The sequence below is a fragment of the Mesorhizobium sp. B2-8-9 genome, from assembly GCF_006439475.1.
GTDB lineage: Bacteria > Pseudomonadota > Alphaproteobacteria > Rhizobiales > Rhizobiaceae > Mesorhizobium.
On the sequence record NZ_VFTQ01000007.1, the window covers coordinates 116,935 to 142,440 of the forward strand.

A 25,506-nucleotide genomic window follows, 5' to 3' on the forward strand; every position below is an offset into this window, starting at 1 on the left:
AACCGGCTGGGTGCGGCGTGCCTACTCCGCCGCGCCCTTGAAGGCGCTGGCTCCGGTCTCGAACTGCAGCTTGGCGAGCCGCGTATAGATGCCGCCCTTGGCGACCAGGCTCTGATGCGTGCCTTCCTCAACGATGCGCCCGCCGTCCATGACGAGGATGCGGTCGGCCTTGAGCACCGTCGCCAGCCGGTGCGCGATGACGATGGTGGTGCGGCCGCGCATCAGCCGCTCCAGCGCTCTTTGCACCAGCGTCTCGCTCTCGGCGTCGAGCGCCGAGGTCGCTTCGTCGAGCAGAAGGATTGGCGCGTCGCGCAGGATGGCGCGGGCGATCGCGATGCGCTGGCGCTGCCCGCCGGACAGCGTCACGCCGCGCTCGCCGACCTGGCTGTCATAGCCCTTGTCGAGCCTGGCGATGAATTCGTCGGCAAGCGCTGCCTTGGCCGCGGCCTCGATCTCGGCACCGCTGGCGCCCTGCCTGCCGAAGCCGATATTGTCGCGGACGCTCGCCGCGAAGATGGTCACGTCCTGTGGCACGATCGCGGTGCGTTGGCGGATCGCGGCCGGATCGGCCTCGCGCACATTGACGCCGTCGATGACGACGCGGCCGCTCTCTGGATCGTAGAAGCGCAGGATCAGCGAAAAGACGGTACTTTTTCCCGCGCCCGAGGGCCCGACGATCGCCACTGTCTCGCCTGGCTTCACCTGGAAGCTCAATCCATGCACCGCAGCGCGGTCCGGCCGCGCCGGATAAGAGAAGGACACGTCGTCGAAGCTGATCGCGCCCTTGGCCGTTGCCGGCAAGGGAAGCGGATCGACCGGCGGCCGGATCGCCGGCGTCTCTGCCAGGATCTCCGTCAGCCGCTCGGCGGCACCCGCCGCCTGCGACAGCTCACTCCAGACCTCCGACAGCGCGCCGAGCGCGCCGGCGGCAAACACCGAATAGAGCAGGAACTGGCCGAGCGTGCCCGGCGACAGCGTGCCGGCAAGCACGTCGCGCGAGCCGAACCACAGCACCGCGACCACCGAGGAGAAGATCATGAAGATGGCGAAGAAGGTGAGGAATGAGCGCGCGAACACCGATGCGCGCGCCGCCTCGAAGGCGGCGTCGACTGCGTCCGCAAAACGGCCGGTGACGAGCTTTTCGTTGGTGAAGGCCTGCAGCGTGCGCACCGCGCCGATCTGCTCGCTGGCATAGGCGGTGGCCTCGGCGAGCGTGTCCTGCGCTTGCCGGGACTTGCGCCGCACCGAGCGGCCGAAGGCGACCAGCGGCAGCACGATCACCGGAATGGCTGCAATGACCAGGCCGGAAAGTTTCGGACTGGTGACCACCATCATCGCCACCGCGCCGAGGCCGAGGATGAGATTGCGCAACGCGACCGAGGCGGTTGCGCCGACCGCCGACTTCACCTGCGTGGTGTCGGCGGCAAGCCGCGACACGATCTCGCCCGAATGCGCGCGATCGAAAAACGCCGGCGACAGCGTGGTGACATGCGAAAAGACTTCGCGGCGAATGTCGGCCACGACCCGCTCGCCCAGCGTGATGACGAAATAGTAGCGGCTTGCCGAAGCGGCAGCCAGCAAAGCCGCCATCAGAACCAGCGCCGCGAAATATTCCGCGATGAAGGTGGAGCTAGCGGCCTGGAAACCATGGTCGATCATGCGCCGCACGGCCATCGGCAGGGCAAGCGTCGTCACTGCCGCCACGATCAGCGAGATGACGGCGCCTATTACCAGCTTCCGGTAGCGGGTAACGTACGGAAAGAGGCTGCGGAGCGGCCGGACCGAGCGTCTGCGCTCGCTTGCGCTGCCACCGATTTCCGCCATGAGCGTTTCCTCTGGCCGCTTGGCGGGACCGCGCTTCAATATGCGCCCGCCGCGGCCTTGTGATTCAATTCCGGCTGATGTATAGGCTCGCCGACCGTTTTAGAAGCCGTGGCTTTTCATTAGCTGCGGCTTCGAGTTTTAAAAAGGGGCGCATCGACGCAGGCCTTCAGGCCCGTTGCCAGCGCCGGCAGCCAGGAAACACGACAATGAAGGCCGATATCCATCCCGACTACCACACCATCAAGGTCGTCATGACCGATGGCACCGAATACCAGACCCGTTCGACCTGGGGCAAGGAAGGCGATACGATGAACCTCGACATCGACCCGACCACGCACCCGGCCTGGACCGGCGGCCAGCAGACCCTGCTCGACCGCGGCGGCCGCCTGTCGAAGTTCAAGAAGCGTTTCGAGGGTTTCGGCCTCTAAGCCGGATACATCGGCAGATTTCGAGAAACCCGCCTTCGAGGCGGGTTTTTTGTTGCCAGTTTCGTTCTTCTCCCCGTTCTACGGGGAGGTGCCCGAAGGGCGGATGAGGGGCAGCGCCGGCGCTTGAAAGTTCAAGGTTCCTCGCCCCACGAAGTGGGGAGAGGTGGCTCGGCGAAGCCGAGACGGAGAGGGGAGCGCCCTACGAAGGCCCCCGCTCCGTCCGCTTCGCGGACACCTCTCCCCCGCCCCCGGAGGGGGCGAGGAACCCAAGTCTTGCGACGCTGCGGAATCGTTCCTACTCGCCCACCAGCTCTCTCAGCGCCATGCGCTTGTAGGCCTCAACCAGCCTGTCGCCCTCGTCCCGCTCGACCGAGATAGCCAGCCGCACCGCGGCCTCGCCCATCTGCCAGACGAGAAACGCGGCCGTCTGTAATTCGATCGGATCGGCATCGGGGCGAATCCGCTTCAGCACCGCGAGCAGGAAATCGGCATTGGCGCGACTGTCGGCGAGCTCCAGTTCGCGCAGCGCCTTGTCGGCTTGCGTGCCCGACCAGATGTCGCGCATCACCGGCTCGGCCAGGAACAGCCGATAATAGATATCGACCAGTTCCGAAAACGACCTGCGCAGGCCTTCAGCATCGCTGACATCCTTCAGCGCCGCGGAAATGCAGGCCTGGCTCTCTGCCGTGTAGCGCTCGGCCAACGCCCAGACGATCGCCCGCTTGTCCGGGAAGAACTGGTAGAGCGAGCCGATAGACACCCCGGCCCGTTCCGCCACCTCGCCCATGCGCATGGCGCCGCTGCCCTGCTCGGCAATTAGCGCCGAGGCGGCGGAGAGCATGCGTTCGACCCGCTCGCGGCTGCGTTGCTGGCTCGGCGACCGGCGCGGCGAAGCAATATCCGCCTGGTTTGGCCTCGCGGCGGTTTTCTCATCCATGGCTCTCTCCTTGGGCGATTTCTCGGAAACCGGCTTGACTCACAAAATACGAGGGTTTATCACGTTTTGCAAATGTGAGGGTTACTCGCATTTTAGAATCGAGCAAAACCCGGCATCGGAGCAACTGAGATGATGAAACTTCTTCCTACCCTCACCTTTGTCGCCGCGATCGGCTCCGGCGTCGTCGGCGGCGTCTTCTTTGCCTTCTCGAATTTCGTCATGGCAGCACTTGCCCGGCTGCCCGTCCCAAGCGGCATCGCGGCGATGAATTCGATCAACGTCACGGTGATCACGCCGACCTTCATGACGGCGCTGTTCGGCACCGGCCTCATCTGCCTCGTGCTGATTGCCGGCGTTTTCTTCGGCTGGAGCCAGTCCGGCTCCTACTGGCTGCTTGCCGGTGCCGTGATCTATTTCGTCGGCAATCCGATCGTGACCATGGTCTTCAACGTGCCGCTCAATGACGCCTTAGCCGCCGTCGATCCTGCCAGCGCCAACGGCGCCGCCGTGTGGGCAAACCACCTGAGCGAGTGGGTGATGTGGAATCACGTCCGCACCGTCACCGCGATAGTCGCGATGGCTTGCTTCATCATGGCATTGATCTGAAAAACGGCAGCCCGCGAATGCAACCCCCGAAGGCTGCGTCCAACTTTCGGGGAGTTCGTCAGGCGGGGTCTTTTTTGCGATCCTTGCGATCGGCGTGGCCGAGGTCGCGGTCGGGATCGATGACATCGCGAACCAGCTGCTTGAGCCTTGCCGCGTCCGGAAAACCGCCGTCGCGCTTGCGCTCCCAGATAAGCACGTCGTTGCAGGAAATGGTGAAGATGCCGCCGGTGCCCGGCACCAGCGTCACTTCGCCGAGATCCGTGCCGAAGGTCGAGAGCAGCTCCTGCGCCATCCAGCCGGCCCGCAACAGCCACTGGCACTGCGTGCAATAGGTGATGCGGATGACGGGCAGCGGCTTCTCGCTCATATCGTATCGCGTGGCTGGTCAGGCCGCGCTGAGCTTGGCCATCGTCTCGTCGTCGACCTCGAAATTGGCGTAGACGCTCTGCACGTCGTCATCGTCCTCGAGGGTAGCAACCAGCTTCATCAGCGACTGCGCCCGCTCTTCGTCAACCGGGACGTTGTTCTGCGGCTGCCAGATCGGCTTGACCGATTCCGCCTCGCCGAGCGCCGCCTCGAGCGACTTCGAAACCTCGCCGAGATTCTCGAAGGCGCAATAGATGGTGTGGCCTTCCTCGTCCGATTCCACGTCGTCGGCGCCGGCCTCGATCGCTGCTTCCATCACCTTGTCGGCGCTGCCGGCCGAGGCCGGATAATAGATCTCGCCGACACGGTTCCACATGAACGACACCGAGCCGGTTTCGCCGAGCGCCCCGCCGGCCTTGGTGAAGGCGGCGCGCACATTGGAGGCCGAGCGGTTGCGGTTGTCGGTCAGCACTTCCACGATCAGCGCCACGCCGCCGGGGCCGTAGCCCTCATAGCGCACGGCCTCGTAATTTTCGGCGTCGCCTGCGGAAGCCTTGTTGATGGCGCGCTGGATGTTGTCCTTCGGCATCGACACCGCCTTGGCGTTCTGCACGGCAAGCCGCAGCCTCGGGTTCATCGCCGGGTCCGGCGTGCCGGTCTTGGCGGCGACGGTTATTTCGCGCGCCAGCTTGGAAAACATTTTCGACCGCACCGCGTCCTGGCGGCCCTTGCGGTGCATGATGTTCTTAAACTGCGAATGGCCAGCCATGGCACCCCTGTCGTGTTCGGCTAGAGCATTTCGAAGCGAGGTGTCGTCACCGCGTCTTCGGCAAAATGCTCGAATTCAATCTTTTAGAACGCTCCAAGCATGCCTGCGAAGGCACGTGGCGCTCTTTGTCGGAATGGCCGGCTTATAGATAAATCGGCTCAATTCGTCCAGACGCGCCATCACGCCAAGGCCGAAGAGAGCCGTTCACCCCTCCAGATCGGACTTCAGCCGATCGAGAATGCTGATGGCGTGGCCGGCATACTGGCTGATCCAGCGGTCGTGGATCTGCTGGATCGGCAGCGCATTGAGATGGTTCCAGCGTTCGCGCCCCTCACGCTTCGCCACCACCAGATCGGCCTCCTTCAGCACTTTCAGGTGCATCATCACCGTGCAGCGGTCCATGTCCGGGAACGCCTCGCACAGCGCGCCGGTGGTCTGCGGCTGATCCTTCAGGCGATCCAGCAATTCGCGCCGGCGCGCATGCGCCAAGGCCTTGAAAACATGGTCGTCGGAGGTTTGGCTTGACATGTTATATTTCTATAACATATCGTTTCAAGCAGCAAGGAAGGAGCTGTGGATATGTCCCTTGGTTTCAGGATTTCCGGACGCATCGGCAGACCGGTCGGCGAGGTCTTCGATGCCGTCGTGAACCCGACAAAGCTCAGCGGCTATTTCACCACCATCGGCGGCGCTTCGGCGCCGCTTGTGTCGGGCACCACCGTCACCTGGTGGAAGTCTGTACCGGTCGAAGTCGACGAGGTGACGAAGGACAAGCGCATCGTGCTGCGCTGGGACGCCACCGATGACGATGGAAAGCCCGCCTACAAGACCCGCATCGAGATGAATTTCGAGCCGCTTGAGGACGGCGGCACCTTCGTCACCATCGCTGAAGAAGGTTGGCACGAAGGCGAGGCCGGCCTGAAGAAATCCTACCTCAATTGCGAGGGCTGGTCGCAGATGCTGGCCTGCATGAAGGCCTATCTCGAATATGGCATCAATCTGCGCGACGGCTATTACCGCAGCGAGCTGCGCGGCGAGCCGGCCAACGAGACCAACATCTGAGCCCGACATTCAGGTCCCGATATTCGGCAGGAGGAGGTCGCCCGATGACGAAAGCAACGCCATTCCTGATGTTCGAGGGAAAGGCCGAGGAGGCAATGACCCTCTATTGCGAGACCATTCCGGAGAGCCGTGTGCTCGACATCACGCGCTATGGCTCGGGCGAGGACGGGACGGAAGGAACGCTCAAGCTGGCGCGCGCATTGATCGGCGGCGTCGAGGTCAGGATATACAACAGCCCCGTCCACCACGCCTTTACCTTCACGCCGTCCTTTTCCTTCTTTGTCGACTGCTCGTCCGAAGAGGAGCTCGAGCGGATCGTCGGCGTTCTTTCCAAGGACGGCGGCTTCCTGATGCCGACCGGCAATTATGGTTTCAGCCAGCGTTTCGCCTGGCTCAACGACCGCTTCGGCGTCTCCTGGCAGATCAACCTGCCGTAACGACATCCAACGCAACCGAGAGGATCGGCAATGGACACCGAGATCACAGGCGGCATCAACATCGCCATGAAGGTGCCGTCGCACCAATACGAGGCAACGATCGCCTTCTATCGCGATGTTGTGGGGTTGAAGCCGTTTACGGCGAAGGCGCCGGCGATCGGTTTCGAACTTGGTCCCAATCGCCTCTGGATCGACGAGGCGCCGATGATGAGCCAGGCTGAAATCTGGCTGGAGCTTTTCACACCGGACTTCAAGAGCGCGGCCTCCCATCTTGCAAAGGCCGGTGTCGTGCGCTGCGACGCAATAGAACCTCTGGGTGAAGGCTTTCGTGGCGGCTGGATCACCAGCCCGGCCAACATCATTCACCTCGTGCGGGAGCCAGACGCCTGGTGAATCCCGCCGGAAAGGAGAACCGTATGGAGCTCGGAGAATCTCCCATCGCCGAAACCGCCATGCTGATCCGTCGGCCGGTCGCCGAGGTGTTCGAAGCGATCATCGATCCGACGGTCACCACGAAATTCTGGTTTACGCATTCCAGCGGTCGCCTGAATGAGGGCAAGCTGGTCGAATGGGAATGGAGCATGTATGGCGTCTCGACCAAGGTCGAGGTGAGCGAGATCGTCCCCAACGAGAAGATCGTCATGCAGTGGAGCGATCCGCCGACCACCGTCGTCTGGACATTCACCGAGATGCCGGATGAAGCGACCTTCCTCGAAATCCGCAATTTCGGCTTCGCCGGTTCCGCCGATGAGCAGGTGAAGCAGGCTGTCGAATCCACCGGCGGCTTCGCGCTGGTGCTTGCCGGCGCCAAGGCCTGGCTGGAACAGGGCCTGACGCTCGGCTTGATCGGCGACCGTCACCCGAAGGGTGTTTCGGCCTAGCGGCTCACCGGCGCGGTGGCGAGCCTCAGTGCCCCTCCCCCGACCCCTGCCTCTTACGCCGTCGCGCCAGCATGTTGAGGCCTTCGACCAGCGCGGAAAAGCCCATGGCGGCGTAGATGTATCCCTTGGGCACATGATACCCCATGCCGTCGGCGATCAGCGTCATGCCGATCATCAAAAGGAAGCCGAGCGCCAGAATAACGATAGAGGGGTTCCTGGCGATGAAATTGGCAAGCGGCGTCGCCGCCAGCATCATCGCGCTCACCGCCACGATTACCGCGATATACATGATGGCGATCTCGTCGGTCATGCCGACGGCAGTGATGATGGAATCGATCGAGAACACGAGGTCGAGCAGGAGGATCTGGAAGATCGCTCCGGCAAGGCTCATCTGCAGCGTGCCGCCGACCATCGTGTCCTGATGATCCTGCGGGTCGACCGTGTGATGGATTTCCTTGGTCGCCTTCCAGACCAGGAACAGGCCGCCGGCGATCAGGATCAGGTCGCGCCAGGAAAAGCCGTGGCCGAGGGCGGTGAACACCGGCGTCGTCAATTGCACGATGATCGAGATCGTGGCGAGCAGGATCAGTCGCATGATCAGCGCCGCCGAAATGCCCAGCCGGCGGGCGCGGACGCGCTGCGCCTCCGGCAGCTTGTTGGTCAGGATCGAGATGAAGATCAGATTGTCGATGCCGAGCACAATCTCGAGCACCACCAGGGTCAAAAGCGCGACCCATGCGGTCGGATCGGAAACAAAATGAAAGTGCGGCGCCAGAAATTCGACAAGCTGCATGAAGGTCGTCCCCTCTACGATCTAGAGCAGTTTTCGCGGGTTTCGTCGCCAGTTAGGTATTGATCTCGCTTATATCAATGTCACGACCAGAAGGACGGAGCCGTCTCTTCCAGCCGCGGCCCGCGACGAAACGGCGCGATTTTTTCGGCAAGCCCGGTGCGGTCCGAAATATCGACGCCGACGCCGCAGAGCGTCGCGGGCCCTGAGGACGCCTCGAAACGGCCCTTCGGCACCTTGGAAAGGAACCGGTTCAGCGGCTCTTCCTTGTCCATGCCGAGCGAGGAATCATAATCGCCGCACATGCCGGCGTCTGAAATATAGGCGGTGCCGCCATTGAGGATCTGATGGTCGGCGGTCGGCTGATGCGTATGCGTGCCGACCACCAGGCTGGCGCGACCATCAACGAAATGCGCGAAGCACATCTTCTCCGAGGTCGCCTCGGCGTGGAAATCGATGATGGCCGCATCGGCCTGCTCGCCGAGCGGGCAGGCGGCAAGCTCACGCTCGCCGGCCTGGAAAGGGTCGTCGAGCTCGGGATGCATGAAGACGCGGCCCATGATGTTGGCGACCAGCACGCGCGCGCCATTGCGGGCGATGTAGACGCCCGAGCCGCGGCCCGGCGTGCCCCTCGGGAAATTGGAGGGACGCAGGAAGCGCTCCTCGCGCGGCGCAAAGATCAGCGCATCGCGCTGATCCCAGACGTGGTTGCCGGTGGTGACGACATCCGCGCCCGCCGCGAGCGTCTCGCGAAAGATCTCTTCGGTGATGCCGAAGCCGCCGGCCGCGTTCTCGCCATTGACGATAACGAAGTCCAGCTTGAAGTCGGAAATCAGTCCCGGCAGCTGTTCCCAGACTGCCGTGCGCCCTGTTTTGCCAACCATGTCGCCGAGGAAGAGAAGTCTCATGCGGCGCTGCGCGTACCGAGCGCCCGCGACACCGTATCCGGCTCCTTGGCGATGACCTGCAAATAGGCCTGTGCCGCCTGGTCCGGCTCTGTTCTGCCCTGCTCCCAGTCCCTGAGCGTGCCGAGCGGAATGCGATAGCGGACGGAAAATTCCTCCTGGGTAAGATGCAAGGCCCGGCGGATCACTTTGACACGGGCAACAGATGCCACTCCCGGCCGATCCGTGCTGAGCGGTGGATTGTCCTTATCCGCCAGGGCGCCAGCCTCCGCCTCCGCGTCGCTCATGCTGCGCAGACGTTCCCAATCGGATTCAGTCCCTGCGTGCTTGGTCATATGCTTTTTGCTCATGGCGCGTCGCCTTTCTGGCGGAGATCAGTCTTATTTGGTCGCCGCGTTCGGTGTAAACCACCGTCGGCACCAATCCATTGACGATTCCGATGCCAATGAAGCGCTCCTCTTCGTAATCCATGGAGCGATCCGAATAATGCAGAGCACCGATGTCGTCGAACAGGCGTTTGGCATCCGCAAATGCCACATCGTGCTTGGCAAGATTGCTCGTCGCCTTCTGGTCGTCCCATTCGAATTAAAGCATGCCAGCCTACTGGAATTCAGTAGTATTTGCCAGGTGGGCGCCCGCGTCAAGTCGTGAACCGGCGCAACCCGCTCTCGGTCAGTATTTCCGGAATGATGACGTCATGGTTCTCATCAGGCACCCGGTCGACTTGCTGGCAATCGAAGGCGATGCCGATCAGCCTCGGCGTGATGCCCTTGTCGGCCAGCCTGGCAATGGCGCGGTCGTAATAGCCGGCGCCGTAGCCGATACGGTGGCCGCGGCCGTCGAAGGCGGCGAGCGGCACCAGCATGAGCGTCGGGTCGAGCACTTCCGCCTCTTCATGCGGCCCGACCGTGCCGAATCCCATCTCGACCATCGGCGCGCCGCGCACCAGCTCGCGAAAGACGATCGTGGTCTTGTCGAGGATCGCCGGCAGGCAGAGCCTTGCGCCCTTCTCGCGCAGCGCGAACATCAGCGGCCGCACATCGACCTCGGAGCGCATCGGCCAGAAGCCGGAGACGACCCGACCGGGTTCAAAGTCGATTTTTTCCTTCGCGGTCTCGGCCATTTCGAGCGCGATCTCGACGCGCCAGAACTCGTCGAGCGCATCGCGGCGCGCCAGCGCCTCCTTGCGAAGCTGTTTTTTCAGGTCTTTGGAAGGTGACATGCGCCGACGCTAGAAAGGGTCAGATTTGGATGGAGATTTAGGAGCGACGCTTTCTAGCGCAATTCCAGCAAAGTGCGCCGCGGTTTTCCTGGAATGCGTCAAACAGAGAGAAGACGCTTGTCTCCCGAAAACAGGAGAGCGACGATCCACGCAACCGGTGGAGAGGTCGATCCCGGGTGCCTACAAAGTAGGTGGGCGCCGTGTGAGAAAACCCACGGGTCTTCCCAGGGACAGCTCCCTAAGGATCGATAAGGCCCCGGGGATAAGTTTCTCCTGCCGGGAAGCGCAGACCGCCGTCGACAAATATAGGCCGATGATTAGCCGTGCGCCAGAGAAACGGGTCACCATTTGCGCATAATTCGTCTTGCGGACCGTCCCGATGGGAAGCTGTCCGGCAACCGCCCTTGCGCGGCCCGTCCAGCCTCCTTACGGTCCGCCGCACGGACAGGAGAAAAGATGCGTTTCGAAGGCACTGCGGCCTATGTCGCCGACAAGGATCTGATGGTTGCGGTCAATGCCGCGATCGCGCTGGAGCGGCCCTTGCTGGTCAAGGGCGAGCCCGGCACCGGCAAGACCGAGCTTGCCCGCCAGGTGGCTTCGGCGCTCGGGCTGGAGTTCATCGAATGGAACGTCAAATCGACCACCAAGGCGCAACAGGGCCTCTACGAATATGACGCCGTCTCGCGGCTGCGCGACAGCCAACTCGGCGACGAGCGCTTCAACGACATCGCCAATTACATCAAGCGCGGCAAGCTGTGGGATGCCTTCGCTGCGCAGAAAAAAGTCGTGCTTTTGATCGACGAAATCGACAAGGCCGACATCGAATTCCCCAACGACCTCCTGCAGGAGCTCGATCGGATGGAGTTCTTCGTCTACGAGACCGGCGAGACGATCCGCGCCGAGTTCCGGCCCATCGTCATCATCACCTCGAACAATGAGAAGGAACTGCCGGACGCCTTCCTGCGCCGCTGCTTCTTCCACTATATCCGCTTCCCCGACATCGACACGCTGCACCGGATCGTCGAGGTGCATTACCCCGGCATCAAGCAGAATTTGGTGCGGGCGGCACTGAGCCAGTTCTACGAGATCCGCGATGTGCCGGGCCTGAAGAAGAAGCCGTCGACCTCCGAAGCGCTCGACTGGATCCGCCTGCTGGTCGCCGACGACATCGCGCCCGAGGACCTGCGCGCCGATCCCAAGAACATGCTGCCGAAGCTGCACGGCGCGCTGCTCAAGAACGAGCAGGACGTGCACCTGTTCGAGCGGCTGGCCTTCATGGCCAGACGGCAGCAATAGCGCTTTCCCCGTCCGTGGACCGTTGCCGGCAATCGGTCGCTGCCGCAGCTTCAGACCAAAGCACTGGAGGAGAAAAGATGTCCGAGATCGCCATTCGCCCGTTCGTGCAGTCCGACCACGCCGACTGGCGGCGCTTGTGGACTGCCTACCTCACCTTCTACGAGACCAAGCTGCCGGACGAGGTCTACGACGTCACCTGGAAGCGTTTGTTCACGGCAGGCGAATTCGAGCCGAAAGGTTTCATCGCCACGTTCGACGGCAAAGCGGTTGGGCTGACCCACTACCTCTACCATCGCTCCTGCTGGTCACTGGTCAACAACTGCTACCTGCAGGATCTGTTCGCCGATCCGGAGGTGCGCGGCAAAGGCGTGGGCGCGGCGCTGATCAAAGCGGTGCGGGACGAGGCCGGCAAGATCGGCGTCAAGAATGTCTACTGGATGACGCATGAGACCAACGCCACGGCGCGCCGGCTCTACGACCATGTGGCAAGGCGGACCGGATTCATCGAGTACGATTTGCTATAAGGGACTGATGTTCATCCCCTTCTTCCTAGAACTGAAGGCCGCGCGGGTTCCTGTTTCGCTCAGGGAATATCTGTCGCTGCTGGAGGGACTGGAAGCGGGGCTGGTCGACTATGACGTCGAGGCTTTCTACTACCTCGCGCGCTCGGCCCTGGTGAAGGATGAGCGTCATATCGATCGTTTCGACCAGGTCTTCGCGCATGTCTTCAAGGGTGTCGAGGCACTCGGCAGCCCCGATGCCGTCGATGTCGCCAACATCCCCGAGGAATGGCTGCGTCGTTTGGCGGAAAAGCATCTGACCGAGGAGGAAAAGAAGCTGGTCGAAGCGCTTGGCGGTTTCGAGAAGCTGATGGAGACCTTGAAGCAGCGCCTCCAGGAGCAAAAGGGGCGCCACCAGGGCGGCTCGAAATGGATCGGCACCGGCGGCACCTCGCCCTTCGGCGCCTATGGCTACAACCCCGAAGGGGTTCGCATCGGCCAGCATGAAAGCCGCCATCGCCGCGCGGTGAAGGTCTGGGACAAGCGCGAATTCCGGAACTTCGACGACACCGTCGAGCTCGGCACCCGCAACATCAAGGTGGCGCTGAAGCGGCTGCGCCGCTGGGTACGCGAGGGCGCCGAGGAAGAGTTCGACCTGCCCGGCACCATCCACGCCACCGCGGAGCACGGCTATCTCGACGTCAAGACGCGGCCCGAGCGGCGCAATGCCGTGAAGCTTCTGATGTTCTTCGACGTCGGCGGCTCGATGGATGACCATATACGCGGCGTCGAGGAACTGTTCTCGGCCGCGCGCGCCGAGTTCCGCCAGCTCGAGTATTTCTACTTCCACAATTGCCTTTACGAGCGCGTCTGGAAGGACAATCGCCGGCGCCTGGCCGAGACGATCCCGACCTTCGACCTCATTCACAAATACGGGCCGGACTATAAGGTGATCGTTGTCGGCGACGCCTCGATGAGCCCTTACGAGATCGCTCACCCCGGCGGCTCGGTCGAGCACTGGAATCCCGAGGCCGGAAGTGTGTGGCTGGCCCGCCTGCTGCAGCAATGGCCGAACGCGATATGGCTCAATCCCGAAGCTGAGAAGAACTGGCGCTACACGCACTCGATCCAGTTGATCGGCAACATCTTCGGTGGCCGCATGTTCCCGCTGACATTGGCAGGGCTTGAGGCAGCGACCAGGCAGTTGTCGCGCAAGCATTAGCTCGCTTTCGCTGGAAGCACCTGTAACAAGGGCCTATGTTTGGGCGAATATCCGTTGCAAGCAACAACGAGCCGCCAAGGCCGAGGAGATTTCATGGACACCCACGCCTATCCCGTCACCCGCACCGATGCCGAGTGGCGCGCCCGGCTGACGCCGGAGCAGTATTCCGTCATGCGCAACCATGGCACTGAGCGCCCCGGCAGCTGCGCCCTGCTCTACGAGAAGCGCGCCGGCACCTTCTATTGCGTCGGCTGCGACCAGCCGCTGTTCGAATCCAAGCTGAAGTTCGAGAGCGGCACCGGCTGGCCGAGCTTCAACGATCCGGTCCCGGGCTCGATCGAGACCACCGTCGACCGCAGCTACGGCATGGTCCGCACCGAATGCCATTGCGCCCGCTGCGGCAGCCATCTCGGCCATGTCTTCGAGGACGGCCCGCCGCCGACCGGCCTGCGCTACTGCATCAATGGCGTGGCGCTGCGCTTCGAGCCTGCGGTCTGATCTGGGCTTCCAGTCTTCGCAAAGGGCGGCCTCGGCCGCCCTTTTTCATGCTCCATCCGGCTCTACACAACGACCGTTGTGATCAGCCAGAGCGCGGAACCGAGCATCATCAGCTGCGCCTTGAACCCCCCGGCCTTCTCCGCGGTCCGCCAGACAGCGACCGTCAGGAAGATGGTGTAGGGAACGGGGAGGAAATGCACCACCAGCACCAGCCAGAGCGGCAGCTTCAACCCGAGCAGGACCAGCGCCAGCGCCGAGGAGGCGATGCTCAGAATGGTACCGACCAGCAGCATATCGCGCCAGAACAGCCGGTCGAGCGGAACCTGGCCTCTCCAGCGCGAACGGAAAAAATCCCTCATCGCCCGCGACCTATCGCTGCCCGAGAATTTCGGTCACGGCTTCTTCGAAGCGTGAGCATTCCCGCACCAGCCAGTCGCTCATGGCCGGCCAATTGTCCTCGGCGTAGCAGTTCACCCGCCACATCGAATTGATGCCGAGACCTTCGCAGCTCTGCTCGGGCCTGAGCTTCAGTCTGGCCTCGATCGCCGGCTGGAACGGCTTCAGCCGCGACCAGGACTCCGTGGCGCCGAACTTCTCATTGCGTCCGAAGAAGACGCCGACATGGTTCTGCGCCGGCGCGACATACATCGAAAGAACCAAAGCGAAATCCGGCAGCCCGCGCTGCCAGAACCATGGCCCGCGCCGAGCGAGCCTTTGCCTTTCTTGCGGGTGCCGTTCGGCGAACAGCGCCCAGAAGCCGCGATGGCGGAACTCCGAGGCGCGACGGCCGCCGAAGTCGAATTCGTTCATGGCCGGTCTCCGGCCATGAGGCTTACGCCATGCCGAGAGCGGCCTTGTAGAGATCGAGGATGGACTCCTCTTCCTGTCGCTCGGCCTGGTCCTTCTTGCGCAACCGCACGATGGTGCGGATCGCCTTGGTGTCAAAGCCGGTGCCCTTGGCTTCGGCATAGACATCCTTGATGTCGTCGGAGATCGTCTTCTTCTCTTCCTCGAGCCGCTCGATGCGCTCGATGATGGTGCGCAGCTGGCCGGCGGCTACAGTCTGGCTGGTCTCGGTGATTTCGTCGGCCATTTTTTCTCCGCGTCTTCTGGAGCAGTGGCGATTCCCGCCACGGCAAATTGGAGCGGGTTCACTGCCCGAGCGGGCGCGGCGGGTCAAGACACTTGTCGAGCACCTGTGGACGGCTGGGCACATCTAAAGGTGTGCCGAGATTCAGGTCAGGCCGAGTCGAAAACGATGGATTCCGAGAACCGGGGCCGAGCGTACTTAAGGACGTGAGCACCGGAAGCGCAGGAAGCCGGCGTTTGCAGGCCGGCCTCACCTGAATATCGGCACACCTTATTTGAATGCGATCAACAGATCCTTCGCGTCGATCTGATCGCCGGCCTTCACCAGCACCTCGGCGATCTCGCCGTCGCGTTCGGCGTGGAGCGCAGTTTCCATCTTCATCGCCTCGATCGAAAGCAGCACGTCGCCCGCCTTGACCGCCTGTCCGGGCGCGACGGCAAGCGCCGATACGACGCCGGGCATCGGCGCGCCGACATGTCCCTCATTGCCGGGCTCGGCCTTGCGGCGTGCCTTGGCCGCGGAAGCGCCATGCGCCCTGTCCGGCACCTTGACGCGGCGTGGCTGGCCGTTGAGCTCGAAGAACACGGTGACCATGCCCTTGTCGTCGACATCGCCGAACGCCTGGCAGCGCACCACCAGCGTCTTGCCCTTCTCGATGTCGAGGAAGATCTCGTCTTCCGGCTTCATGCCGTAGAAATAGGTCGGCGTCGGCAGCACGCTCACCGGCCCGTAGGTCTCCTGCGCGGCCGCGAAGTCGGTGAACACCTTCGGATACATCAGCCAGGAGGCGAATTCGTATTCGGACAGCTTTCGGTCGAGCTTGCCCTCAATGTCCTTGCGGCTCGCCTTGAGGTCGGCGGGCTTCAGCAGCGAGCCCGGCCGAACCGTGATCGGCTTCTCGCCCTTCAGCGCCTTCTTCTGCAGCGCAGCCGGCCAGCCGCCAGGCGACTGGCCGAGATCGCCGCGCAGCATCGACACGACCGAATCCGGGAAGGCGATGTCCTTGGCCGGGTTCTCGACATCGGCGACGGTGAGATCCTGGCTGACCATCATCAGCGCCATGTCGCCTACCACCTTGGACGAGGGCGTCACCTTGACGATGTCGCCGAACATCAGGTTGACGTCGTGATAGGCCTGCGCCACCTCATGCCAGCGCGTCTCGAGCCCGAGCGAGCGCGCCTGTTCCTTGAGGTTGGTGAACTGGCCGCCCGGCATCTCGTGCAGGTAGACCTCCGAGGCAGGTCCCTTGAGATCGCTCTCGAAGGCGGCGTACTGGTTGCGCACCGCTTCCCAGTAGAAGGAAATGCGGCGGATCCATTGCGGATCGAGACCGGGGTCGCGCTCGGTCCCCTTCAGCGCCTCGACGATCGAGCCGAGGCAGGGCTGCGAGGTGTTGCCGGAGAAGGAATCCATCGCCGCGTCGATAGCGTCGGCGCCGCTCTCCACCGCCGCCAGCACCGTCGCCGCCGACAGCCCTGACGTGTCGTGCGTGTGGAAATGGATCGGCAGGTCGGTCGCCTCGCGCAGCGCCTTGAACAGCACGCGCGCCGCGGCCGGCTTCAACAGGCCGGCCATGTCCTTGACGGCGATGATATGCGCGCCGGCCGCCTCCAGCTCCTTGGCCAGCCCGACATAGTATTTCAAATCGTACTTCGCCCGCGCCGGATCGAGGATGTCCCCGGTGTAGCACATCGCCGCCTCGACCAGCTTGCCCTCGGCGCCGACCGCGTCCATGGCGACGCGCATGTTCTCGACCCAGTTAAGGCAGTCGAAGACGCGGAACAGATCGACACCGCCGGCTGCCGCTTGGTGGACGAAATGCTGGACGACATTGTCGGGATAATTGGTGTAGCCGACGCCGTTGGCGCCGCGCAAAAGCATCTGCAGCAGAAGGTTGGGCGCCGCCTCGCGCACTTTGCTCAGCCGCTCCCACGGATCCTCGGTGAGGAAGCGCATGGCGACGTCGAACGTCGCGCCGCCCCAGCATTCCAGCGAGAGCAATTGCGGCAGCGCCCGCGCATAGGTGCCGGCGATGCCGGCGATGTCATAGGTGCGCATGCGCGTGGCGAGCAGCGACTGGTGGCCGTCGCGCATCGTCGTGTCGGTGACCAGCACCTGTCGCTCCCCGCGCATCCAGGCCGCGAATTTCTCGGGACCGAGCGCGTCGAGCCTCTGCTTGCTGCCGTCCGGAACATGCCCGTTGAGATAGGGAACGACGGGAGCGGCCGCATTCGCCTTCGGCGTCGGCCGTCCGCGCGTCTCGGGATGGCCGTTGACGCTGACATCGGCCAGGTAATTGAGCAGCTTGGTGGCGCGGTCCTGCCGCTTCACCTGCTCGAACAGTTCCGGCGTCGTGTCGATGAACCTGGTCGTGTAGGAATTGTCGGCAAAGCGCGGGTGGTTGATGATCGCTTCGAGGAAGGTGAGGTTGGTCGCGACGCCGCGGATGCGGAACTCGCGCAGCGCCCGGTTCATGCGCGAGATCGCCTCGCCGGGCGTCGGCGCCCAGGCCGTCACCTTTTCGAGCAGCGGATCGTAGAAGCGGGTGATGACCGCGCCCGAATAGGCGGTGCCGCCGTCGAGCCGGATGCCGAAGCCCGCCGCCTCGCGATAGGCGGTGATGCGGCCGTAGTCCGGGATGAAATTGTGCTCCGGATCCTCGGTGGTGATGCGGCACTGCAGCGCGTGGCCGTTCAGCCTGATGTCCTTCTGCGCCGGCACGCCCGATTGCTTCGTGCCGATGGCGAAGCCATCGAGGATGTGGATCTGCGCCTTGACGATGTCGATGCCGGTCACTTGCTCGGTGACGGTGTGCTCGACCTGGATGCGCGGATTGACCTCGATGAAATAGAACTTGCCGGTGTCGGCGTCCTGCAGAAACTCGACCGTGCCGGCGCCGATATAGCTGGTCTCGCGCGCGATCTTCAGCGCATAGCCGCAAAGCTCCTGGCGCAGTTCCTCGCTGAGATAGGGGGCCGGCGCACGCTCCACGACCTTCTGGTTGCGGCGCTGGATCGAGCAGTCGCGCTCGAACAGATGCACGGCATTGCCATGCGTGTCGCCCAGCACCTGCACCTCGACATGGCGGGCGCGCTCGATCAGCTTTTCGAGATAGACCTCGTCCTTGCCGAAGGCGGCTTTGGCCTCGCGCTTGCCTTCCATCACCTCGCGCGCGAGGTCGGCCTCGGCGCGGATGGCGCGCATGCCGCGGCCGCCGCCGCCCCACGAGGCCTTGAGCATCACCGGATAGCCTATTTGCGCGGCGAGCTTCTTGACCTCGTCCATGTCGTCCGGCAGCGGATCGGTTGCCGGAACGACCGGGACGCCGACTTCAATCGCCAGGTTGCGCGCGGCGACCTTGTTGCCGAGCCGGCGCATCGTTTCCGGCTTCGGGCCGATGAAGGTGACGCCGGCCTCGGCGCAGGCCTCGGCGAATTCCGGGCTTTCCGACAGCAGGCCGTAGCCGGGATGGATGGCGTCGGCGCCCGACAGCCTGGCGACCCGGATCACCTCCTCGATCGACAGATAGCTCTCGATCGGACCCATGTCCTTGGCCAGATGCGGTCCGCGGCCGACCTGATAGCTCTCGTCGGCTTTGAAGCGATGCAGCGAATATTTGTCCTCCTCTGCCCAGATCGCCACGGTTTTGAGGCCGAGCTCGTTGGCCGCGCGGAACACGCGGATGGCGATTTCGGACCGGTTGGCGACGAGGATCTTCGTGATGGCCAAGGAGTAAGCTCCAGCAGCGGAAGGGAGATGAACCGGCGCAATGATTAACGTGAAAATGCTGCAGCGCAAACAAATTTGCGCGACAGCTAAAACGATTTAAGTCGCCTGTTTGCGCCAAATCGTCATTGCTGTTCTTCGAACACGGTGGACGGGTATTGCCCGAGGCACGGCGCGGAGCTTCCGGTTGGCCTCGCCCGCAAACGAAAATGCCCGGCGCGAGCGCCGGGCATCCCCGAAAAGTCGGCTTGAGTTTGCCGGCTTATTTCTCGAAGTAGCTGTACTTGCCGTCGTCGCCCTTCTTCCATTCATAGATGACATAGTCAGGACGGGTGATGTCGCCCTTGCTGTCGTAGCCGATGTCACCGATGGCGGTCTTCCAGGTGTTGGCCCTGATCGTCTCCGCAACCTTCTGCGCGTCGTCGGCCGAGCCGGTCTTGGCGATCGCCTGGGCGATGATCTGCACCGCGGCATAGGAGTAGAGCGTGTAAGCTTCCGGCTCGAAGCCGTTGGCGCGGAACTTCTCGACCACTTCCTTGGCGGCCGGATTCTTGCGCGGATCCGGAGCGAAGGTATTGAGCGTGCCGGCAACGGCGTCGCCCGCGATCGAGGCCAGTTCGTTGGAGACGATGCCGTCGCCCGAGAACAGCGGCGCCTTCAGGCCCTGATCGGCCGACTGACGGATGATCAGGCCGGCTTCGGTGTGCAGGCCGCCCCAGTAGATGAGCGTGACGCCGTTTTCCTTCATCTTGGCGATGAGGGCCGAGAAGTCCTTGTCGCCGACATTCACGCCTTCGTACAACACTTCCGTGATGCCGTTGGCGTTGAGGTTCTTCTTGGTCTCGTCGGCGAGGCCCTGACCATAAGGCGTCTTGTCGTGGATGATGGCGATCTTGGCATCCTTGAAGTTCTTGGCGATGTAGTCGCCGGCCACCTTGCCCTGCTGGTCGTCACGACCGCAGGTGCGGAAGGTGTTCCACATGCCGCGCTCGGTGAACTTCGGGTTGGTCGCGGCCGGCGTGATCTCGAGCATGCCGTTTTCCTGGTAGACTTCCGAGGCTGGGATCGACACACCGGAGTTGAAGTGGCCGTCGACGAACTTGACGCCGTCGGCGACGAACTTGTTGGCGACCGAGATGCCCTGCTTGGGATCGGAGACGTCGTCACCGATCTCGAGCTTGAGCTGCTGGCCGAGGATGCCGCCCGCCGCGTTGATGTCGGCGACCGCCTGTTCCGCGCCCTTCTGCAACTGCGCGCCGAAGGCGGCGTTCGGGCCGGTGATCGGACCGGCGACGCCGATCAGGATGTCGGCCCACGCGCTGCCGCTGAACGCGACGAACGCGGTCAGCGCCACGGCGGACAAAAGTGATTTTTTCATTGAAACGCTCCCATTTACGGAGTGGGCGTGGATGATACTTTCATGCGATGCCCACCCTTATCGCAGAAAGCATAGAATGCCGATTTTCAGGCACTTGTCACGCCGATTCATCCCCGAAACGGCGTAATGGTGAACGTCAACCTTTCGGTTTCCAGCTTAACAAGGAAGCTCTTTCATAGAGCCAGTTATACTGCGTGACCATTTGGTTGGTGCGCGTGTATTGATAGCCGAGGAAGCCCAGTATCATCAGGACGATGGTGTCGACGATATAGTAATGCAGCGAGAACATCGTGCCGCCGAACAAGGCGTGATGGATGAACCTGACGCCGATACCGAGTCCGAGCAGGAAGAAAAACAGCCGCAGATACGTGCTCCAGGTCTGAGCCGCCGCTTTGCCTGTCATCCATGCCGCCCCGCCGCCAAGCAGGCCTGTGACGAATAGAAACTGCCAGATCGAGGCTTCTTCGTAGATAATGCCCTGCATGATTGATGTCCCCAGATCTTAGCATGATCCCGAAAAGTTGCAGACTTTTCGGAGAAGATTATGCTTCAAGAACAAAACTTTAGAGCGAGACGGCGATCCTGGGAAAGTCATCGCGCTCTAATGATGTCCGCCTTCGAGATAGGCGGCGCGCACTTCCGGATTGGCGAGCAATTCCTTGCCGGTGCCGCTCATCGTCACATTGCCGTTGACCATGACATAACCGCGCGTGGCGAGCTTGAGCGCGCCGAAGGCGTTCTGCTCGACCAGGAACACGGTCAGCCCCTGCGTCTTGTTGAGCTCGCGGATGGCGTCGAAGATCTGCTTGACGATCAGCGGAGCGAGGCCCAGCGAGGGCTCGTCCAGCAACAAAAGCTTCGGCCGCGCCATCAGCGCGCGCCCGATCGACAGCATCTGCTGCTCGCCGCCCGACAGCGTGCCGCCGCGCTGGGCGATGCGCTCTTTCAGCCGCGGGAACAGCGTGAACACCCTCTCGACGTCCTCGTCATAATGCTTGAGGTTGTCGAGGCTGGCGCCCATCTGCAGATTTTCCATCACCGTCATGCGCGGAAAGATGCGTCTGCCTTCCGGGGATTGCGCGATGCGCATGCGTGCGATCTCATGCGTCGGCATCTTGGTGATGTCGGTGCCGGCGAAGGTGATGGTGCCGGTGCGGGCGCGCGGCGCGCCGAAGATGGTCATCATCAGCGTCGACTTGCCGGCGCCGTTGGCACCGATCAGCGCCACGATCTCACCCTGGTTGACGCTGACATCGACGCCGTTCAGCGCCCGGATGTTGCCGTAGTAAGTCTCGACACCCTTGATGTCGAGCAGCGCTGTGCCGGCCATTATTTACGCCCTCCACGCGTCGCGGGCTTGGCCGCTGCTTCCTTCGCCAGCGTCTTCGCCTGGCCGATCCAGTCTTCGCGGGCAATGCGCCCGTCAAAGGCGAGATAGGCTTCCGCCGCCTCGATGTCGGCCTTCTTCCAGGCCGCTATCTGGTCGAAATGGAAGATGCCGTGCTCGTTGAGCTTGCGCTCGTTGACCGGGCCGATGCCTTTGATGCGGATCAGGCTGTCCGCCTTGCCGCCGCGCGGCGCGTCGAGGCGATTGGAGATGCCGCCGGCTTTCGCCGGCGCCTTGCCGGGCGCCTTCTTTGCAGGGGCTTTCGCCGTCGGCTTGCCTTTCGCGGCGGCCGACTTTGTCGCTGGCGGTGGAACCGGTTTGCTGGCTATCGATGCGGCGCGCGCGTCGACTTGCGCCGCCTTCGAGGCGCCCTTCGACACCGTGACCCGCTCGCCCTCGTTCCCATGTTCGACCGAATCGGAAACCGGCCCCGCCATCATCGAGGCGGAATTTCCCGGCCCATGCGCGGAATCGGGGCCGGTATCGAGCTGCTCGATCACGTCCTCATCGCCGACCTCGGTCAGCACCGTCTCGACCTCCTCGTCGTCGACGCCGAGATAGGCAGCGATGACGCGCGGATCGGTGCGGACGGACGCCGGATTGCCGTCGGAGATCTTGCGGCCGTATTCGAGCACGACGACATGGTCGGAGATCTGCATCACCACCGACATGTCGTGCTCGATGAGCAGGATCGACGTGCCGGTGCTCTTGATGCCCATCAACAACTCGTTGAGCGCCGCAGATTCCTTCGGATTGAGGCCGGCGGCCGGTTCGTCGAGGCACAGAAGCTCCGGCCCCGTGCACATGGCGCGCGCGATTTCCAGGCGCCGCTGCGCCCCATAAGGCAGGTCGCCGGCCGGATCGTCGGCGCGATCGACAAGATCGGCCTTCTCCAGCCAGTGCCTGGCGAGGTCGATCGACTCGGCCGAGGCCTGGCGATAGCTCGGAAAGCCGAACAGGCCGAGGAGAGTATAGCCCGAAGCCTTCATCAGCTTGTTGTGCTGCGCGACCAGTAGGTTCTCCAGCAGCGTCATGCCCGAGAACAGGCGGATGTTCTGGAAGGTGCGCGCCACCTTGGCTCGCGCCGGGATCTCGTGGTTGGGCAGGCGCTCGAGCAGATAGGTCGAGCCGTCCCCCCGGTTCAGCGTGATCATGCCTTCAGACGGCTTGTAGAAGCCGGTGATGCAGTTAAACACCGTGGTCTTGCCGGCGCCGTTCGGGCCGATCAGCGCGGTGATCTCGCCGCGCCTGGCCTGGAACGACAGGTCGCCGATGGCGACCAGGCCGCCGAACTTCATCGACAAATGCTCGACCTGCAGGATGAAGTCGTTCGAGGAAGGGGTCGCGTTCATCAGCCGTGCCCCTCCTTGGTGAAGGAGCTTGAAACCGCTCTTCGCTCCTTCAGGAAGGCCGTCGGCTCGCGGCTGCCGACGAAGCCGCGCGGCTTCCACAGCATGACGATGACCATGGCCATGCCGAAAAGCAGCATGCGGTAGAGTTCAGGCGTGAAATCGGGACCGAAGACCCGCTTCAGGAAGTCGAGCTCCCGCAACGCTTCCGTGCCGCCGATCATCACCAGCGCCGCTACGGCGATGCCGACCAGCGAACCCATCCCGCCGAGCACGACGATGGCGAGGACAATCGCCGATTCCAGGAAGACGAAGGATTCGGGGCTGACGAAACCTTGCCGTGCGGCGAAGAATGAGCCGGCGAAGCCGCCGAACATGGCGCCGGTGGCGAACGCCGTCAGTTTGGTGGTGGTGGTGTTGATGCCGAGCGAGCGACAGGCGATCTCGTCCTCGCGCAGCGCTTCCCACGCCCTGCCGACCGGCAACCGCCGCAGCCTGATGGTAACGAAGGCGGTCAAAAGACAGAGTCCGAGGATCAGATAGTAAAGGAAGATCTTGTAATAGGCGCTCGATGTGGCGATGTGCAGCACCTTGGCGATGTAGTTCGGGTCCGAGACGTTGAACGACATCAGGCCGAAGAAGGAGACCTTTGGGATGCCGGAAATGCCGGCCGAACCGTTTGTCACCTCGCGCCAGTTGATCAGGACGAGGCGAATGATCTCGCCAAAGGCAAGGGTGACGATCGCCAGATAGTCGCCGCGCAGCCGCAGCACCGGGAAGCCGAGCATGACGCCCCAGAAGGCGGCCATGCAGCCGGCGGCCGGCAGCAGGATCCAGAAGGACAGGCCGAAATGCGTGCCGAGCAACGCGTAGGCATACGCGCCGACGGCATAGAAGGCGACGTAGCCGAGATCGAGCAGGCCGGCGAGGCCGATGACGATGTTCAGCCCCCAGGCCAGCATCACATAGATCAGGATCTGGATGCCGAAATTGTCGACCCACTTCAAAGAGCCCTGAAACCCTCCCGCTATCGATCCTGTTACCAGCGCAAGCACCAGCACGACGATGATCGGATAGAGCGCCAGCGCGCTGATGCCCAACGCCGAGAAGTGGGCGTGGATGAAGGCCCGGAAATAATACATTACCCAGGCGACGGCATAAATGATCGCCAACGCCCGCACAAAGCGTGCGTAGCCGGCAAGGTCGGGTCCGAGCAGCCCGTCAAGCGAGCCGGCCAGCACGAACAGCAGGGCTGCGACAACGACCGCGGCTACGAAATAAGGCATCCTGAAGAAGCGTGCCGCCATGGTGTCGGGCAGCAGGCCTGTGTCGATGTCGGCGATCTTCAGGCTGGCCACGAAGGGCTGGCCATAGGCGACATACAGGAAGCGGCCCCCGGCGGTGGCGATGACCACCAGGGCGAGCAGGCCCCAGCGCTGCACCAGAATCAGTTCGTTGGAGATATTCTGGTCGGTCCTGAGACCGATAAACAGCACGAACAGGCCGAGCGCGATGGCGCCTGCATAGAGCGCTTCGCGAAAAGCGCGCTGGACTGGAGTGGCGACGGTGTCGCGCTCCGAAGACACGGTAACGGCCATGAGGATCAGACCTTTTCGACTTCAGGCCGGCCGAGGATGCCGGAGGGCAGGAAGATGAGCACGATCGCCAGGATCGAGAAAGCGGCGACGTCCTTGTAGTCGATCGAGAAATAAGCCGACCACATGCTCTCGATGAAGCCGATGAGCAATCCTCCGAGCACCGCGCCAGGCAGCGAGCCGATGCCGCCAAGCACGGCCGCCGTGAAGGCTTTCACGCCCGGCACGAAGCCGTCCGAGAACACCACGACGCCGTAATACATCAGGAACAGCGTGCCGGCGACCGCGGCAAGGGCCGCGCCCATGATGAAGGTGATGGAGATGGTGCGGTCGACGTCGATGCCCAGCAGCGCGGCCATCTTGCGGTCCTGTTCGCAGGCGCGCTGCGCCCGCCCGAGCGCCGTTCTGTTGACGAGATACCAGAAGATCGCCAGCAGTATGACGGTGACGATCACGATGAGGATCTGCTTCAGTGAAACGCTCACGCCATCAACAGTGTAGACTTGGCTGACCAGCGGCGGAATCGGCTTGTTGCGCGGCCCTTGCGTGACCTGGACGAAGTTGGACAGCGCGATCGACATGCCGATGGCGGTGATCAGCGGCGCCAGGCGGAACGAGCCGCGCAGCGGCCGGTAGGCTACCTTCTCGATCGTCCAGTTGTAGAGGCTGGTGAGAAGCATCGCCACGATCATCATGATCAGGAGCGCCACCACGACCGGCACCGAATAGAACAGCGCGCCAAGGATCAGGAAGACGATGAGCGCCGTGAAGGCGCCGACCATGAAGATGTCGCCATGGGCGAAATTGATCATGCCGATAATGCCGTAGACCATCGTGTAGCCGATCGCGATCAGCCCATAGATCGATCCCAGCGTCAGCCCATTGATAAGCTGCTGGACGAAATACTGCATATTTATGCGGCTCCCCTGGAATGTCGCCTTTCAGGACGCATTCCTTTTCGTATTGCCCCTAGTCGTAAAGTTTCGAGCCCGGATTGCAACGTGATTTTTCAATCGCTCCGCGTGGTTTGGAAGCACGCCGTCCGATTGCCCGTTTTTCGCGCCCGACCCCTGGACTATCGCGGACCCTATCATTGGCATAACGCAATGTCTTTGACGATTCGACCTTATGACGAGCTTCGTGTCGAAGAAATTGGCGTCAAAACAAGTTGATGAGAAGAATCCTTGCAACGATCGGGCTGGGTCGTTTCGGATCGCCACACATTCCGCAAGGTCAGG

General features: G+C 62.8%; 31 protein-coding genes and 1 other RNA gene. 11 read left to right on the top strand and 21 right to left on the bottom strand.

Annotation, left to right across the window (positions count from 1 at the left end):
- Positions 1 to 21: 21 nt before the first annotated feature.
- Positions 22 to 1,824 carry an ABC transporter transmembrane domain-containing protein gene (locus FJ423_RS11295; RefSeq protein WP_140841714.1) on the bottom strand — a complete coding sequence of 601 codons (1,803 nt, stop codon included), beginning with the start codon at positions 1,822 to 1,824 and terminating at the stop codon, positions 22 to 24.
- A gap of 206 nt (positions 1,825 to 2,030) precedes the next feature.
- Here FJ423_RS11295 and rpmE point away from each other — a divergent pair, with 206 nt between their 5' ends.
- Positions 2,031 to 2,252 (top strand): 50S ribosomal protein L31, encoded by a 222-nt coding sequence (gene rpmE, locus FJ423_RS11300; RefSeq protein WP_027166741.1) that lies wholly within the window; start codon positions 2,031 to 2,033, stop codon positions 2,250 to 2,252.
- Positions 2,253 to 2,547: 295 nt separating this feature from the next.
- Here rpmE and FJ423_RS11305 read toward each other — a convergent pair whose 3' ends face one another.
- Positions 2,548 to 3,189: a TetR/AcrR family transcriptional regulator gene (locus tag FJ423_RS11305; RefSeq protein ID WP_140841716.1), complete on the bottom strand. Its 642-nt coding sequence runs from the start codon at positions 3,187 to 3,189 to the stop codon at positions 2,548 to 2,550.
- Between the two features lie 129 nt (positions 3,190 to 3,318).
- Between FJ423_RS11305 and FJ423_RS11310 the strand changes: the two genes are divergently transcribed.
- A complete protein-coding gene (locus FJ423_RS11310; protein WP_140841718.1) occupies positions 3,319 to 3,795 on the top strand; it encodes a DUF1772 domain-containing protein in 477 nt (158 codons plus the stop codon).
- Between the two features lie 58 nt (positions 3,796 to 3,853).
- Here the strand turns inward: FJ423_RS11310 and FJ423_RS11315 are convergent, their stop codons facing one another.
- The 3 genes from FJ423_RS11315 to FJ423_RS11325 all read right to left on the bottom strand — a co-directional run bounded on the left by FJ423_RS11315 (position 3,854) and on the right by FJ423_RS11325 (position 5,458).
- Entirely contained in the window at positions 3,854 to 4,162 is a 309-nt protein-coding gene (locus FJ423_RS11315) for a SelT/SelW/SelH family protein (protein ID WP_140841720.1), read from the bottom strand.
- Between the two features lie 18 nt (positions 4,163 to 4,180).
- On the bottom strand, positions 4,181 to 4,930 hold the full coding sequence (locus FJ423_RS11320) for a YebC/PmpR family DNA-binding transcriptional regulator (RefSeq protein WP_140841722.1): 750 nt from the start codon (positions 4,928 to 4,930) through the stop codon (positions 4,181 to 4,183).
- Between the two features lie 204 nt (positions 4,931 to 5,134).
- Positions 5,135 to 5,458, bottom strand: coding sequence for a helix-turn-helix domain-containing protein (locus FJ423_RS11325; protein WP_140841724.1), 324 nt, complete (start codon positions 5,456 to 5,458; stop codon positions 5,135 to 5,137).
- 51 nt (positions 5,459 to 5,509) lie between these two features.
- Between FJ423_RS11325 and FJ423_RS11330 the strand changes: the two genes are divergently transcribed.
- From FJ423_RS11330 to FJ423_RS11345, 4 genes are read left to right on the top strand one after another with little or no spacing between them, the layout of a single operon-like run.
- A complete protein-coding gene (locus FJ423_RS11330) occupies positions 5,510 to 5,992 on the top strand; it encodes an SRPBCC domain-containing protein (RefSeq protein ID WP_140841726.1) in 483 nt (160 codons plus the stop codon).
- Positions 5,993 to 6,036: 44 nt separating this feature from the next.
- Positions 6,037 to 6,429: a VOC family protein gene (locus tag FJ423_RS11335; RefSeq protein ID WP_140841728.1), complete on the top strand. Its 393-nt coding sequence runs from the start codon at positions 6,037 to 6,039 to the stop codon at positions 6,427 to 6,429.
- A gap of 30 nt (positions 6,430 to 6,459) precedes the next feature.
- The gene (locus FJ423_RS11340) at positions 6,460 to 6,822 is read left to right on the top strand and encodes a hypothetical protein (protein ID WP_140841730.1); all 363 of its coding nucleotides are present in this window, start codon (positions 6,460 to 6,462) and stop codon (positions 6,820 to 6,822) included.
- 23 nt (positions 6,823 to 6,845) lie between these two features.
- Complete coding sequence (locus tag FJ423_RS11345; RefSeq protein ID WP_140841732.1) at positions 6,846 to 7,310, top strand: SRPBCC family protein; 465 nt, start codon at positions 6,846 to 6,848, stop codon at positions 7,308 to 7,310.
- 25 nt (positions 7,311 to 7,335) lie between these two features.
- Here FJ423_RS11345 and FJ423_RS11350 read toward each other — a convergent pair whose 3' ends face one another.
- From FJ423_RS11350 to FJ423_RS11365, 4 genes are all read right to left on the bottom strand, one after another.
- Entirely contained in the window at positions 7,336 to 8,103 is a 768-nt protein-coding gene (locus FJ423_RS11350; protein WP_140841734.1) for a TerC family protein, read from the bottom strand.
- 80 nt (positions 8,104 to 8,183) lie between these two features.
- Positions 8,184 to 9,008: a YmdB family metallophosphoesterase gene (locus tag FJ423_RS11355; protein WP_095767248.1), complete on the bottom strand. Its 825-nt coding sequence runs from the start codon at positions 9,006 to 9,008 to the stop codon at positions 8,184 to 8,186.
- Positions 9,005 to 9,292 (bottom strand): helix-turn-helix domain-containing protein, encoded by a 288-nt coding sequence (locus FJ423_RS11360; RefSeq protein WP_095767247.1) that lies wholly within the window; start codon positions 9,290 to 9,292, stop codon positions 9,005 to 9,007. Before FJ423_RS11360 ends, FJ423_RS11355 begins: the two co-directional genes overlap by 4 nt.
- Before the next feature lie 25 nt (positions 9,293 to 9,317).
- The gene (locus FJ423_RS11365; protein ID WP_246680141.1) at positions 9,318 to 9,542 is read right to left on the bottom strand and encodes a BrnT family toxin; all 225 of its coding nucleotides are present in this window, start codon (positions 9,540 to 9,542) and stop codon (positions 9,318 to 9,320) included.
- Between FJ423_RS11365 and FJ423_RS34130 the strand changes: the two genes are divergently transcribed.
- Complete coding sequence (locus FJ423_RS34130) at positions 9,492 to 9,656, top strand: hypothetical protein (RefSeq protein ID WP_246680149.1); 165 nt, start codon at positions 9,492 to 9,494, stop codon at positions 9,654 to 9,656. The genes FJ423_RS11365 and FJ423_RS34130 overlap by 51 nt on opposite strands.
- On the opposite strand, the gene FJ423_RS11370 is transcribed toward FJ423_RS34130, so the two are convergent.
- Positions 9,646 to 10,227, bottom strand: a complete 582-nt coding sequence (locus FJ423_RS11370) for a 5-formyltetrahydrofolate cyclo-ligase (protein ID WP_140841736.1) — start codon at positions 10,225 to 10,227, stop codon at positions 9,646 to 9,648. The two genes, FJ423_RS34130 and FJ423_RS11370, sit on opposite strands and share 11 nt — an antisense overlap.
- A 139-nt stretch (positions 10,228 to 10,366) precedes the next feature.
- A non-coding RNA gene (gene ssrS, locus FJ423_RS11375) (6S RNA) lies at positions 10,367 to 10,522 on the bottom strand.
- Between the two features lie 161 nt (positions 10,523 to 10,683).
- Here ssrS and FJ423_RS11380 point away from each other — a divergent pair.
- The 4 genes from FJ423_RS11380 (at position 10,684) to msrB (ending at position 13,743) form a co-directional block, all read left to right on the top strand.
- A complete protein-coding gene (locus tag FJ423_RS11380) occupies positions 10,684 to 11,523 on the top strand; it encodes a MoxR family ATPase (RefSeq protein WP_095767244.1) in 840 nt (279 codons plus the stop codon).
- Positions 11,524 to 11,600: 77 nt separating this feature from the next.
- On the top strand, positions 11,601 to 12,047 hold the full coding sequence (locus tag FJ423_RS11385; RefSeq protein ID WP_140841738.1) for a GNAT family N-acetyltransferase: 447 nt from the start codon (positions 11,601 to 11,603) through the stop codon (positions 12,045 to 12,047).
- A 7-nt stretch (positions 12,048 to 12,054) separates the two neighbouring features.
- Entirely contained in the window at positions 12,055 to 13,245 is a 1,191-nt protein-coding gene (locus FJ423_RS11390) for a VWA domain-containing protein (RefSeq protein WP_140841740.1), read from the top strand.
- 93 nt (positions 13,246 to 13,338) lie between these two features.
- Positions 13,339 to 13,743 (top strand): peptide-methionine (R)-S-oxide reductase MsrB, encoded by a 405-nt coding sequence (gene msrB / locus FJ423_RS11395; protein ID WP_140841742.1) that lies wholly within the window; start codon positions 13,339 to 13,341, stop codon positions 13,741 to 13,743.
- A 62-nt stretch (positions 13,744 to 13,805) separates the two neighbouring features.
- On the opposite strand, the gene FJ423_RS11400 is transcribed toward msrB, so the two are convergent.
- From FJ423_RS11400 to FJ423_RS11445, 10 genes are all read right to left on the bottom strand, one after another.
- The gene (locus tag FJ423_RS11400; protein WP_140841744.1) at positions 13,806 to 14,102 is read right to left on the bottom strand and encodes a hypothetical protein; all 297 of its coding nucleotides are present in this window, start codon (positions 14,100 to 14,102) and stop codon (positions 13,806 to 13,808) included.
- A gap of 10 nt (positions 14,103 to 14,112) precedes the next feature.
- Entirely contained in the window at positions 14,113 to 14,553 is a 441-nt protein-coding gene (locus FJ423_RS11405) for a hypothetical protein (RefSeq protein WP_140841746.1), read from the bottom strand.
- Between the two features lie 22 nt (positions 14,554 to 14,575).
- Positions 14,576 to 14,836 (bottom strand): DUF2312 domain-containing protein, encoded by a 261-nt coding sequence (locus FJ423_RS11410; RefSeq protein ID WP_095767239.1) that lies wholly within the window; start codon positions 14,834 to 14,836, stop codon positions 14,576 to 14,578.
- 267 nt (positions 14,837 to 15,103) lie between these two features.
- Positions 15,104 to 18,562 (bottom strand): pyruvate carboxylase, encoded by a 3,459-nt coding sequence (gene pyc, locus FJ423_RS11415; protein ID WP_140841748.1) that lies wholly within the window; start codon positions 18,560 to 18,562, stop codon positions 15,104 to 15,106.
- Between the two features lie 259 nt (positions 18,563 to 18,821).
- Positions 18,822 to 19,937: a branched-chain amino acid ABC transporter substrate-binding protein gene (locus FJ423_RS11420; RefSeq protein ID WP_095767237.1), complete on the bottom strand. Its 1,116-nt coding sequence runs from the start codon at positions 19,935 to 19,937 to the stop codon at positions 18,822 to 18,824.
- Between the two features lie 136 nt (positions 19,938 to 20,073).
- Positions 20,074 to 20,421: a DUF6867 family protein gene (locus FJ423_RS11425; protein ID WP_095767236.1), complete on the bottom strand. Its 348-nt coding sequence runs from the start codon at positions 20,419 to 20,421 to the stop codon at positions 20,074 to 20,076.
- A gap of 117 nt (positions 20,422 to 20,538) precedes the next feature.
- Positions 20,539 to 21,267 (bottom strand): ABC transporter ATP-binding protein, encoded by a 729-nt coding sequence (locus tag FJ423_RS11430; RefSeq protein ID WP_140841750.1) that lies wholly within the window; start codon positions 21,265 to 21,267, stop codon positions 20,539 to 20,541.
- Positions 21,267 to 22,676, bottom strand: a complete 1,410-nt coding sequence (locus FJ423_RS11435) for an ATP-binding cassette domain-containing protein (protein ID WP_140841752.1) — start codon at positions 22,674 to 22,676, stop codon at positions 21,267 to 21,269. The genes FJ423_RS11430 and FJ423_RS11435 overlap by 1 nt, the downstream gene beginning before the upstream one ends.
- Positions 22,676 to 24,271, bottom strand: coding sequence for a high-affinity branched-chain amino acid ABC transporter permease LivM (gene livM / locus FJ423_RS11440; RefSeq protein ID WP_140841754.1), 1,596 nt, complete (start codon positions 24,269 to 24,271; stop codon positions 22,676 to 22,678). The genes FJ423_RS11435 and livM overlap by 1 nt, the downstream gene beginning before the upstream one ends.
- A 5-nt stretch (positions 24,272 to 24,276) precedes the next feature.
- Positions 24,277 to 25,179, bottom strand: a complete 903-nt coding sequence (locus FJ423_RS11445; RefSeq protein ID WP_140841756.1) for a branched-chain amino acid ABC transporter permease LivH — start codon at positions 25,177 to 25,179, stop codon at positions 24,277 to 24,279.
- Between the last annotated feature and the right edge of the window lie 327 nt (positions 25,180 to 25,506).